Origin of the sequence: Streptomyces soli (assembly GCF_003999195.1) — a bacterium.
Taxonomy (GTDB): Bacteria; Actinomycetota; Actinomycetes; order Streptomycetales; family Streptomycetaceae; genus Actinacidiphila; species Actinacidiphila soli.
In genome coordinates this window covers 1-11,998 of record NZ_RJVR01000356.1, presented here as the reverse complement: position 1 = coordinate 11,998, position 11,998 = coordinate 1, and the positions used below count along the sequence as shown (strand labels likewise).

Genomic DNA, 11,998 nt, shown 5'->3' with positions numbered 1-11,998 from the left:
TTCAGCCGATCAGCAGGTTCAGGCAGGCGACGACGGCTGCGGCACCGGTCACCCGCAGCACACCGACGGCCTGCGGATCCCAGTTGTGCCAGGGCTTCGTCCTGGGAGTGGCCGCCGGGGCAGGCGCAGCAAGCTGCGGATCCACGGTGAGGGCGGTGACGCCCAGAGGTGCGGCCAGGGCTCGCAGCGCGTATTCCGAGAGCATGATCCACTCCTGGTCGCTGCCCAGGGTGGCGACGAGCTGCCGCTCGGTGGTGAAGCCGACGGCCGTACGGCCGCCCAGCGGGGTGCGGAAGAAGCGGGCCGTACAGCCCATGGGCCCCGGCCGGACGGGGACGAAGAGCGGTCCGGCCGGGACAGGTTGTGAAGGCTCGGGGTCCTCCGCGAGCTGGCACTGCGACATGGCGTTCCTCCCTGAAGGAAAGACGGACTGCGCCGGTCCGGCACGGTGGCCGAGGACGCTCACCGAAGCTATGCCCGCCGGTCCGGGCCCTGACCAGGCCCTGACGCGCGCTTGACGCGACTCGCGAATGCCCTGACGTCTCACTTACGCGGAGTCCCCGCGGGCGTACGGGCCCCCGGCGATTATCGGAACTCGGTCAGGCGGGGGCGCAGGCCGAGGACGGCGAGGGCCGCGATGGCGGCCGCGGCGGAGGCGAGGCCGAGCGGCAGGGACAGCGAGTTGTCGGCGCCTTCGGCGGCCGCCTGTTCGTAGGCGGTGGTGTTGATGGAGATCAGTTTCCGCAGTGCTGTGTCGTACTGGCCGAAGGCCCAGTTGGATTCGCCGGTGCGGTAGCTCACGCAGTACTGGATCGCTTCGGTCAGATGCCCTGAGGAGGCGAGGGCACGCAGGTGCCGGTCGTCCTGCTGGTACGTGCGGTAACTGGCGATGACGTTCTCCGCCGCCTGGCGCTCGCCGCTGAAGGTGATGTTGCGGAATTCGTCGCCGAAGAAGCCGGTGAAGCGCAGGTCCGTGTGGTCGGCGCGGTAGGCGTCCATGGCGGCGGCGGACCGTGCGTCGTAGTCGGTGAGGGTGGCGGAGGGCAGCCGCATCAACTGCTGGCTCTTGGCGAAGAAGTCCTGCTGGTGTTCGGCGGCGTGCGGCTGGTCCAGCAGATAGCGGGACTCGTCGGCGTTGGCGTCGTAGGCGACCGCGCGGGCGCGGGTGAGGGCGACGACGGAGTCGAAGGCGTCGTGGCGGGCGACCCGCAGGTGCTGTTGTTGGCCGGAGATCTGCACGGTCGCGGTGATGAGAACGCCGAGGGCGATCAGGGACGCGGCGGCCAGTGGCGGGTTGACGATGCGCCGGAACCGGGCGGTGAGGAACAGCTGGAGGGTGACGAGGAGGGTGAGCAGCAGGATGCCGGCGGCGAGGACGGCGACCCGGGCCGAGGACAATTGGTCGGTGGTGGCGGAGGCGGTCGCGTCGAAGGCGTTGTTGTTGGCCGTGACGAGACGGTCGGCCTCGGGCAGGAGCCGGGTGCGCATGAGCTGGGTGGCGTACCGGTAGGCGGCCAGGGCGCCGGGATCGGTCTTGCCCGCCGGGCGGGCTGTCTGGTCGCTCAGCAGGAGCGCGCGGGCGGCGCCCTCTTCGTAGCTGCCGAAGTCGGCGATGGCCTGGGCGACGGTCTTCTCGGCGGCGGGGTCGCCCTGTGCCGCCTCGGCGAGGTCGCGGAGGCGGGTGGCGGCTTCGGTACGACGCTGGGCGTAGACGCGGGCTGCGGTTCGGCGGTCGGCGGCGAGGCTGGGGGTGGCGCCGAGCATCAGCTGGTTGGCGAGCTGGGCGTCCATGTCGCCCAGCGCGAAGTACAGGCCGGTTGCGCTGGTCACCTGAGGTGCGGAACGGCCCCGGATGTCCGACCAGGAGGCGTGCGTCAGCAGACCTGTCGCGACGAGTGCGGCGATGAGCAGGGCCGAGGCGGCCAGTGCGGCGCCGCGCAGGAGTTTCAGCCTGCCGGGGACTGTCGCGGGGAGGCCGAGCCGCAGAGCCCTCGGTCTGCGGCGCGGCACGCGTATCCCCCTGGGGGACACTCGCGGTTCGCGGTGCTGTTCCCCGGCCGGTCGGGGAGGGCCGGTCAGGTCCGGGGCCGATGCCTGGTGCGGTGCCGTAGGTCGCTGCTTGGTAACGCTGGTCTCCGGCATCGCGATGAGCCCCCTGTTCGCATCGCGGAGCGGCGTACGCCGCACTCCCCGCGATGAATACTCTTGGGCCTCGATCGCGGTGAAGGGCCTTGTGTTGTCGCCGCCCTGACGCCATGTCGGAGGATCTTGACGTACTCCTGACGGAGAGCCGAGTGCGGTGGCCCGAGAGGGGCGGGACTATGCGAGCAGCAGGCCGATGCCCAGAAGCATGAAGGCAGCGCCCGTGCCCACCATCACGTACTCAGGCGTGGTCCGATCATGTCCGTGGAGCAGCAGTTCGCGGGGATCGACCGGGTCGTATCTGACGAGTACCAGGCTGCCGTCGGCCAGGGGGTGCCGTTTGGACGCGGGTGCGGGCGAAGCGACCTCCATGACCCGTCCGTCCTGGGTTACGTACTGCAGTACCGGCCGTGCCCGCTCATCTTCCGCGGCCGGGCCGACACGCTTGACCATCGCCCGCACCTCCACGCCCACGCGGCGCAGGCGGCGGATTGTCCGTAGTCCGGCGATGCCTGTCAGCAGCGCTACCGCGCCGCTCACCACGGTGAATCCGGCCATCGTGACGACGGCTCCGTCGGGCATGCGCGGTCTCCTTCCGCCGCTGGATCTGCTCTTCCAGTGTGTGGCGGGGCGAGCGGGGCGGGTCGTCGACCGACGAAATCCTGACGTCAGAGATTCATTAGACTGGCCTCGGAGTGCCGGGAAGTCTGGTCGGCGGCAAATCAAGCATGACCAGCTCAGACGACCCGGGGGACGCGCCATGAGTGACCTGACCGCAGTACTGATCCTGGTGGCGTTGGCCACCGCCGTGGCTACGGGTGCCCGTCACTGGCGTATCCCGGCGCCGTCCTTGCTGGTCATAGCCGGTATCGGGGTTGGCCTGCTGCCCTGGGTGATGGCTTTCCGGGTATCGCCGCAGGTGATCAACCTGGTGGTGCTGCCGCCGCTGCTGTATGCCTCGGCGGAGGAGATCTCCTGGCGTGATTTGCGGCGGGTGTGGCGGCCGGTCACGGTGCTCGCCTTCGGATTGGTGCTGGCCTCGGCCGCCGCAGTCGGTGCGGTGGCGGCGGCGTTGACTCCCCTGTCCGGGACGATGGCCCTCGTACTGGGAGCGGTGCTGGCCAGCACGGACCCGGTGGCGGTGACCGCGCTGGGGCGACGGCTCGCGCTGCCGCCGCGCATCCAGATGATGGTGCAGGCCGAGAGCCTGTTCAACGACGCCACGAGCCTGGTGCTGTTCAAGGTCGCGGTGGGTACGGCCGTGGCCGGCGGGGCGTTGTCGGGGGGCACGGCCGCCGGTGAGTTCGTGGCTCTTGGCGGCGGCGGGGCGCTGGTCGGCGCGGCGGTGGCCGGGGCGGTGGCGCTGATCCGGCGTCGTACCGAGGACCCGGTGCTGGAGACGGTGATCGCGCTGGTCACCCCCTACGCGGCGTACGTTCTGGCTGAGGATGTGCACGCTTCGGGGGTGACCGCTGTTGTGGTCGCCGGGGTCGTGCTGGGCGGGCAGACGCAGCGGCTCACCAATGCGCCCATCCGCCTGCAGGTGCACGCGGTCTACGGCACCGTCGTCTTCCTGCTGGAGAGTGTGGTCTTCGCCCTCATCGGTCTGGAGCTGCCGTCGCTCATCCACGATCTCGGCGCCGAAGGTCACATCTGGCCGCTGCAGGCGCTCGCGGTGGCCGGGACCCTGCTGACCGTCCGGATGCTCTGGGTCTTCCCACTCTCCGCCGCCATGCAGCACCGGCGCGGCATCGGCCCGATCTCCTGGCGGGTCCCCGCAGTGCTGTCCTGGGCCGGCACTCGCGGCGTCCTGCCGCTTGCGGCGGCTCTGTCCATTCCGCTCACCGCCCACGACGGCACGCCGCTGCCGCAGCGGGAACTGGTGCTGGTCCTGACCACCGCGGTCGTCGTTTTCACCCTCGTCCTGCAGGGCTTCACGCTGGCGCCCGTGGTCCGCCGTTCCGGCATCGCCCTGGAACCCACCAGCACCGCCCGCGAAGAGGCCAAGGCCCGGGAGAGCCTCGCTCGTGCCGGGCTCACGCAGCTGGAGCAGCTCGCCGACCTGGAGGCCGCACCCGAGGTCGTTGTGGACCAGTTGCGCCGCGGTCTGCAGGCCCGCATCGACCATGCCCGGTCCGAGATGGACGAGGCGGCGGATCCGGCGGACTCCACCGCCACCGCCTATCGCGCGACGCGGCGTGCCCTGATCGAGGCGGAGGCCGCCGAGCTGCAACGGCTCTATGACGAGCACCGGGTCAGCGACACCACGCGCAGGCGTATCCAGCGGGCCCTGGACCAGGAGGACGTCGGCCTCGGGGAGTAGCACTGGCCGGGTCAGGGAGCCGTCAATCCGGCGTTGTCTCCCGTCAGGGGCGCGTCAGGAGGGTCGCCCCCGGCCTGCGGTCGCGCTTCGATGTCGTACGGCAGCGAGGAGTACACCGGATAGGGAGCGGTAGCAGCCATGGACGAGACCGGCACCGGCCCCCGGCGCATCGTGGTAGGGGTGAGCGGATCGCTGGGCAGCCTTGCCGCGCTGCACCGCGCGGTGGTCGAGAGCCGCCATACGGACGCCGAGGTGCTGGCGGTGCTGGCCTGGGAACCTGTCGGTGGCGAGTACGCCTACCGTCGTGCCCCGCTTCCGCCGTTGCTGGAGGACGGCCGCCGTCTGGCCACGGAGCGGCTGCGTACCGCACTGGACACGGCCCTCGGCTGGGGCTGGAGCGAGCACCGGCTGCAAGCCCGGGCCGTCCGCGGAACGCCGGGCACCGTGCTGGTGCTGACAGCCGACCGGGAAGACGACCTGCTGGTGATCGGCGCCGGTCAGCGCGGCCTGCTGCGCCGGGCGCTGTGCCGCTCGACCAGTCGCTACTGCCTGGCAAACGCGACATGCCCGGTCCTGGCCGTACCGCCGTCCCCTCTGCAGCGCGACCTCACGGCTGTGCACCGCCGCAACACCTGGCGCCTGCCGCTCCCGCCCCGGCGACCCGGCGAGGACGCACCCCGACTGCCGCGCGGATGACGGTGCGCCCGTAGGCGCGTCGATCTTCCCCTCTTCGGCACCACCGGATTCCGAATGTCGCATCAAGGCGGCATCAAGGTGCTACGTCACGGCGTCAGGAGCGCGCTAACGGGGGTCGTCAGGGGAACTCGTGGGCGCTTGGCTTCAGGGGTCGGTGCTCGCCGACACTGCTCAGGTCCACTCGTGATGCCCCCACCTCCGAGAGGATTGAGCGGTTATATCCCTTTCTTACTTCCGGGGTGTCTCGTACATGCCAGACCTACTGTTCATCGTCGTCACCGTCGCGGTCTTCGCCGTGCTCGGCCTCGTGGCCAAGGGGGTCGAGCGGCTGTGAGCATCGAAAATGTCGTCGGACTCGTCGTCGCCGTGGCCCTGGTCGGCTATCTGGTCCTGGCCCTGATCTTCCCGGAGAAGTTCTAAATGAACGACACCCTCGCGGGCTGGCTCCAGGTCATCGCCCTGGTCGGCGCCCTCGCCCTGTCCTACCGGCCGCTGGGCGACTACATCGCCCACATCCTCACCACCCCCAAGCACCTGCGCGCCGAGAAGATCGTCTACAAGCTCGGCGGCGTGAACGGCGACGCGGACCAGAAATGGTCGGCGTACCTGCGCAGCGTCCTTGCTTTCTCCGCCGTCTCCGTCCTCTTCCTGTACGGATTCCTGCGGCTGCAGAACCACCTGCTGCTGTCCATCGGCATGCCGGCGGTGCCGTCGCCCCTGGCGTTCAACACGGCGGTGTCCTTCGTCACCAACACCAACTGGCAGGCCTACTCGGGCGAAGCGGCGATGGGCCACCTGGTGCAGATGGCCGGCCTGGCGGTGCAGAACTTCGTCTCCGCCGCCGTCGGCATTGCCGTTGTCGCCGCCCTGATCCGCGGCTTCACCCGGAACAAGACCGACCGGGTCGGCAACTTCTGGGTGGACCTGACCCGGATCGTGCTGCGGCTGATGCTGCCGTTGGCGATCGTCTTCGCGATCGTGTTCGTGGCGAGCGGGATGATCCAGAACTTCCACGGCGTCGAGTCGATCTCGACGATCGCGGGCGACCACCAGAGCCTGACCGGTGGCCCGGTGGCCTCGCAGGAGGTCATCAAGGAGCTCGGCACCAACGGTGGTGGCTTCTACAACGCCAACTCCGCCCACCCGTTCGAGAACCCCAATGCCTTCACCAACTGGCTGGAGATCTACCTCCTGCTGGTGATCGGGTTCTCGCTGCCGCGCACCTTCGGCAAGATGGTGGGCGACCACCGCCAGGGTTACGCCATCGTCGCCGTCATGGCGATCATCTGGGCGTCCTCGGTCGCCATCATCACCGCCAACGAGCTGCACAGCGTCAGCAGCCAGGCCGGGCATCTGGCCGGCGGCATGATGGAGGGCAAGGAGCAGCGGTTCGGGATCTGGGCGTCGGCGTTGTTCGCCACCTCCACCACGCTCACCTCGACCGGCGCGGTCAACTCCTTCCACGACTCCTTCACGCCGGGTGGCGGCGGGATGACGATCTTCAACATGATGCTGGGCGAGATCGCGCCCGGCGGCACCGGATCCGGCCTCTACGGCATCCTGATCCTGGCGATCATCGCGGTCTTCGTGGCCGGGCTGATGGTCGGCCGGACCCCGGAGTACCTGGGCAAGAAGCTCGGCGGCCGGGAGATGAAGTTCGCCTCCCTGTACATCCTGACCACGCCGGCGATCGTGCTGGTGGGTGCCGGGCTGGCGATGGCGCTGCCGGGTGAACGGGCCTCGATGCTCAATTCCGGGCCGCACGGCTTCTCCGAGGTGCTGTACGCCTTCACCTCGGCCGGCAACAACAACGGCTCGGCGTTCGCCGGTATCTCCGTGAACACCGACTGGTACAACACCGCGCTCGGCCTGGCCATGGCCTTCGGCCGGTTCCTGCCGATGGTGTTCGTGCTGGCGCTGGCCGGGTCGCTGGCCAGGCAGCAGCCGGTGCCAGTGACGGCGGGCACCCTGCCCACCCACCGCCCCCAGTTCGTCGGTCTGCTGACCGGCGTGATCCTCATCGTTGTCGGCCTCACCTATTTCCCCGCACTCGCGCTGGGGCCGCTCGCGGAAGGCCTTTCCTGATGTCCCTGACCACCGTCGAACCCCCCGCCACGCCGGGGAGCGATCCCTCCGCACCGGAGCAGCACCGGGTCTCCGGCGGCATGCTCGACCCCAAGCAGCTCGTCACCTCCCTGCCTGACGCGGTGAAGAAGCTCAACCCCCGGGTGATGGTGAAGAACCCGGTCATGTTCGTGGTCTGGGTCGGGGCGGTCCTGACCACCCTGTCAGCGATCAAGAACCCGTCCGTCTTCGCCTGGGTGATCACCGTCTGGCTCTGGCTGACCGCGATCTTCGCCAACCTCTCCGAGGCCGTCGCCGAGGGCCGTGGCAAGGCGCAGGCCGAGACCCTGCGGCGGGCGAAGACCGAGTCGGTGGCCCGACGCCTGACCGGCTGGAAGCCGGGGGCGACGGAGCTGCGTGAGGAGGAGGTGCCCGGCGCCCAGCTCCAGCTCGGCGACCATGTGGTCGTCGAGGCCGGGCAGACCATCCCCGGCGACGGTGACGTCGTCGAGGGTGTCGCGTCGGTCGACGAGTCGGCGATCACCGGCGAGTCGGCGCCGGTCATCCGCGAGTCCGGCGGCGACCGGAGCGCTGTGACCGGCGGTACGAAGGTCCTGTCGGACCGGATCGTCGTGAAGATCACGTCCAAGCCGGGCGAGACCTTCATCGACCGGATGATCGCCCTGGTCGAGGGCGCCGCCCGGCAGAAGACGCCGAACGAGATCGCGCTGAACATCCTGCTGGCGTCGATGACGATCATCTTCCTGCTGGCCGTGGTGACCCTGCAGCCGTTCGCCATCTACGCCGGGGCCGAGCAGACCATCGTGGTCCTGGTCGCCCTCGTGGTGGCACTGATCCCGACGACCATTGGGGCGCTGCTGTCCGCGATCGGCATCGCCGGCATGGACCGCCTCGTCCAGCGCAACGTCCTGGCCATGTCCGGACGAGCCGTCGAGGCCGCCGGCGACGTCAACACCCTGCTGCTCGACAAGACCGGCACCATCACCCTCGGCAATCGCCAGGCCGCGGAATTCCTCCCGGTCGGCGGGGTCGACGTCAACGACCTCGCGGACGCAGCCCAGCTGTCCTCGCTGGCCGACGAGACCCCCGAAGGCCGTTCCATCGTCGTCCTGGCCAAGGAGACGTACGGTCTTCGCGGACGCAGTGAAGGCGAACTCAGCCACGCCGAGTTCGTGCCCTTCACCGCCCAGACCCGAATGAGCGGCGTGGACCTCGACGGTTCCGGGGACGGCCGGTCGCTGCGCAAGGGCGCCGCGACCGCGGTGATGAAGTGGGTGCGCGACAACGGCGGACACCCCACCGACGACGTCGGCCCGCTGGTCGACGGCATCTCCGCAAGCGGCGGCACCCCCCTGGTGGTCGGGGAACTGGTACGAAGCGGTGGCGAAGTCACCGCCCACGTGCTCGGCGTCATTCACCTCAAGGACGTCGTCAAGCAGGGCATGCGGGAGCGGTTCGACGAGCTGCGGCGGATGGGCATCCGTACGGTCATGATCACCGGTGACAACCCGTTGACCGCCAAGGCGATCGCCGAGGAGGCGGGCGTCGACGACTTCCTCGCGGAGGCGACTCCCGAGGACAAGATGGCGCTGATCAAGCGGGAGCAGGCGGGCGGCAAGCTCGTCGCCATGACCGGAGACGGCACGAACGACGCACCCGCGCTGGCCCAGGCGGATGTCGGCGTGGCCATGAACACCGGCACCTCGGCTGCCAAGGAGGCCGGGAACATGGTGGACCTGGACTCCAACCCGACCAAGCTGATCGAGATCGTGGAGATCGGCAAGCAACTGCTGATCACCCGGGGCGCGTTGACGACGTTCTCCATCGCCAACGACGTCGCGAAGTACTTCGCGATCATCCCGGCGATGTTCGCGATCGCGTACCCGGGTCTGAACAGGCTCAACATCATGGGCCTGCACAGCCCCCAGTCGGCGATCGCCTCGGCGATCATCTTCAACGCGCTGATCATCGTCGTGCTGATCCCGCTCGCCCTGCGCGGAGTCCGCTACCGGCCCTCCTCGGCGGCGGCCCTGCTCAACCGCAACATCCTGGTCTACGGCCTGGGCGGACTGGTCCTGCCGTTCATCGGCATCAAGGCGATCGACCTGATCATCCAGTTCATCCCCGGGCTCCGCTGACCGAGACAGAAGGCAACCATCATGTCCAGCTCCCTTTCCACGGTGGTCCGCAACCACCTGGCGGCCCTGCGGATGCTGCTGGTGTTCACCGTGATCACCGGCATCGCCTACCCGCTGCTGATCACCGGCGTCGCCCAGGCCGCGTTCTCCGGCCAGGCCAACGGCTCGCTGGTGAAGCAGAACGGCAAAGTCGTCGGCTCCAGCCTGCTCGGCCAGAACTTCAACCTCCCCAAGAAGAATCCGAACGACGCCAACGAGGTGGCCAAGCCCGACCCCAAGTGGTTCCAGCCCCGCCCCTCCGCGGGCGGCTATGACCCCCTGGCCTCCGGCGCCTCCAACCTCGGCCCCAACAACGCCGACCTGATCAAGACCATCAAGGAACGCAAGGCGGCCGTGGCCGCGTTCGACGGGGTGCCCGCCTCGAAGGTCCCGGCTGACGCGGTCACCGCGTCCGGCTCCGGCCTCGACCCGGACATCTCCACGGCGTACGCGTACGAACAGGTCGCCCGCGTCGCCAAGAACCGGGGCATCGACCCGAGCATCGTCAACAAGCTCGTCGCCGACAACACCCACAGCCGGGCGCTCGGGTTCCTGGGCGAGGAGTACGTGAACGTGGTCGAACTCAACCTGGCCCTGGCCAACGTCAAGTAGCGACGCATGACCCGCACCCATCACGCTGCCCGCTCGCACAGGAACACTCTGCGCCAGCGGGCAGCGTGGCACTTATGCAAGGAGGAGGGTTCCCGGTGACGCGAACCGTCAGAGCGGCGGCATCCGACACCCCGGGCGAGCGAAGCGAGATTGGGGGTCCCCCCGACGAAGTCAGGGGGCGGGTCCTCCCCCAGCCTGGCGGCTGGGAGGTGCCCCCACCGGCCGAAGGCTGGGGGAGGCCTGGCACGCTCAAGGTCTTCCTCGGTGCTGCGCCCGGGGTCGGCAAGACCTACCGGATGCTCGACGAGGGCCGGCGCCGGGCCACACGCGGGACCGATGTTGTGGTGGCGTTCGTCGAGTGCCACAAGCGTCCGAACACCGAGGCGATGCTCGACGGCCTGGAAATGATTCGCCGGGCCGAACGCGAGTACCGGGGCACCGTCTTTCCCGAGATGGACCTCGACGCGGTCCTCGCCCGCGCACCGCAGGTAGCGCTGGTCGACGAACTGCCCCACACCAACATCCCCGGCGGCCGCAACGCCAAGCGCTGGGAGGACATCGACGAGCTGCTCAACGCGGGCATCGACGTCGTCACCACCGTCAACATCCAGCACCTGGAGTCGCTCAACGACGTCGTTGAGAAGATCACCGGTGTCCCGCAGCGCGAGACCGTCCCCGACGAGGTCGTCCGCCGCGCCGACCAGATCGAACTGGTCGACATGCCCGCCGAGGCCCTGCGCCGGCGCATGGCACACGGCAACGTCTACGCGCCCGAGAAGGTCGACGCCGCGCTGTCCCACTACTTCCGGATCGGGAACCTCACCGCGCTGCGCGAACTGGCCCTGCTGTGGGTCGCCGGGCGGGTGGACGAGGGCCTGCAGAAGTACCGCTCCGAGCACAGCATCGGCGGCGTCTGGGAGACCCGCGAACGCGTCGTGGTCGCCCTCACCGGCGGCCCGGAGGGCGACACCCTGATCCGCCGGGCGGCCCGGATCGCCGACCGCTCCGCCGGCGGTGACCTGCTCGCCGTGCACATCGCCCGCAGCGACGGACTCGCCGACGCCTCACCCGCCGCCCTCGCCAGACAGCGCGAACTCATCGAGAGCCTCGGCGGCAGCTACCACTCGGTCGTCGGCGACCACATCCCCACCGCCCTCCTGGACTTCGCCCGCGCGGAAAACGCCACCCAACTGGTCATGGGCACCAGCCGCCGCGGACAGCTGATGCGCTTCGTCACCGGACCCGGCGTCGGCGAGATCACCACCGAACTCTCCGGCGACATAGACGTCCACCGGGTCACCCACGAACGCGCCGGCCGCGGCCGCCTGCTGCCCACCACCCGCAGCACCCTGCCCCTGGCCCGCCGGGTGGCAGGACCGGTCGCCGGATTGGTACTGCCGGTGCTGCTCACGGTCCTGCTCGCCAACAACCGCGGAATCCTCAACCTCACCAGCGAGGCTCTGCTCTTCCTGCTGGCCGTCGTCGGCGTCGCTTGCATCGGAGGTGTGGTCTCCGCCCTGCTGGCCTCGATCACGGCCTCCCTGCTCCTCAACTACTACTTCATCCCACCCATCGGTCAGTTCACCATCGGCGGACTCAACAACGCCCTCGCCCTTGCAGTCTTCGCGGTGGTCGCGGTGACCGTCGCGACGATCGTGGACCGCTCCCTGCGGCTGTCCCGGCGGGCCGCCAACGCCACCGCCGAGGCCGAGACCCTCTCCTCCCTGGCCGGGAGCATCCTGCGCGGCGACCACGCGGTGCCTGCTCTGCTGGAGCGGACCAGGGAGGCCTTCGGCATGGAGTCCGCTGTCCTGCTCGACCGGGACAGCGGACCGCGACCGGGGGCCGACGAGGCCGCCGTGAAGGTCCCGGTCGGGCAGGACAGCCTGCTGGTCCTGCGCGGCCGCCGCCTGGCCGCCTCCGAACGGCGGGTGCTCACCGCCTTCGCCGCCCACGTCTCCGC

Annotated in this window: 10 protein-coding genes; 7 read left to right on the top strand and 3 right to left on the bottom strand. The window is 69.6% G+C overall.

What is annotated here, in order from left to right; all coding sequences use genetic code 11:
- Position 1 precedes the first annotated feature (1 nt).
- From EFK10_RS43650 to EFK10_RS43640, 3 genes are all read right to left on the bottom strand, one after another.
- Entirely contained in the window at positions 2-403 is a 402-nt protein-coding gene (locus EFK10_RS43650; RefSeq protein WP_127361184.1) for an SAV_915 family protein, read from the bottom strand.
- Positions 404-585: 182 nt separating this feature from the next.
- The gene (locus EFK10_RS43645) at positions 586-2,010 is read right to left on the bottom strand and encodes a hypothetical protein (RefSeq protein ID WP_127361183.1); all 1,425 of its coding nucleotides are present in this window, start codon (positions 2,008-2,010) and stop codon (positions 586-588) included.
- A gap of 309 nt (positions 2,011-2,319) precedes the next feature.
- A complete protein-coding gene (locus EFK10_RS43640) occupies positions 2,320-2,724 on the bottom strand; it encodes a DUF3592 domain-containing protein (protein WP_164836414.1) in 405 nt (134 codons plus the stop codon).
- Positions 2,725-2,902: 178 nt separating this feature from the next.
- Between EFK10_RS43640 and EFK10_RS43635 the strand changes: the two genes are divergently transcribed.
- The 7 genes from EFK10_RS43635 to EFK10_RS43600 form a co-directional block, all read left to right on the top strand.
- Positions 2,903-4,465, top strand: coding sequence for a Na+/H+ antiporter (locus EFK10_RS43635; protein ID WP_127361181.1), 1,563 nt, complete (start codon positions 2,903-2,905; stop codon positions 4,463-4,465).
- A gap of 138 nt (positions 4,466-4,603) precedes the next feature.
- The gene (locus tag EFK10_RS43630) at positions 4,604-5,161 is read left to right on the top strand and encodes a universal stress protein (RefSeq protein WP_127361180.1); all 558 of its coding nucleotides are present in this window, start codon (positions 4,604-4,606) and stop codon (positions 5,159-5,161) included.
- A gap of 330 nt (positions 5,162-5,491) precedes the next feature.
- On the top strand, positions 5,492-5,581 hold the full coding sequence (kdpF, locus tag EFK10_RS43620) for a K(+)-transporting ATPase subunit F (RefSeq protein ID WP_127361179.1): 90 nt from the start codon (positions 5,492-5,494) through the stop codon (positions 5,579-5,581).
- On the top strand, positions 5,582-7,246 hold the full coding sequence (gene kdpA / locus EFK10_RS43615; RefSeq protein ID WP_127361178.1) for a potassium-transporting ATPase subunit KdpA: 1,665 nt from the start codon (positions 5,582-5,584) through the stop codon (positions 7,244-7,246).
- The gene (kdpB, locus tag EFK10_RS43610) at positions 7,246-9,384 is read left to right on the top strand and encodes a potassium-transporting ATPase subunit KdpB (protein ID WP_127361177.1); all 2,139 of its coding nucleotides are present in this window, start codon (positions 7,246-7,248) and stop codon (positions 9,382-9,384) included. Before kdpA ends, kdpB begins: the two co-directional genes overlap by 1 nt.
- Before the next feature lie 21 nt (positions 9,385-9,405).
- On the top strand, positions 9,406-10,035 hold the full coding sequence (gene kdpC / locus EFK10_RS43605) for a potassium-transporting ATPase subunit KdpC (RefSeq protein ID WP_127361176.1): 630 nt from the start codon (positions 9,406-9,408) through the stop codon (positions 10,033-10,035).
- A 209-nt stretch (positions 10,036-10,244) separates the two neighbouring features.
- The coding region (locus EFK10_RS43600) for a DUF4118 domain-containing protein (RefSeq protein ID WP_240677840.1) at positions 10,245-11,998 on the top strand (1,754 nt) is incomplete at its 3' end.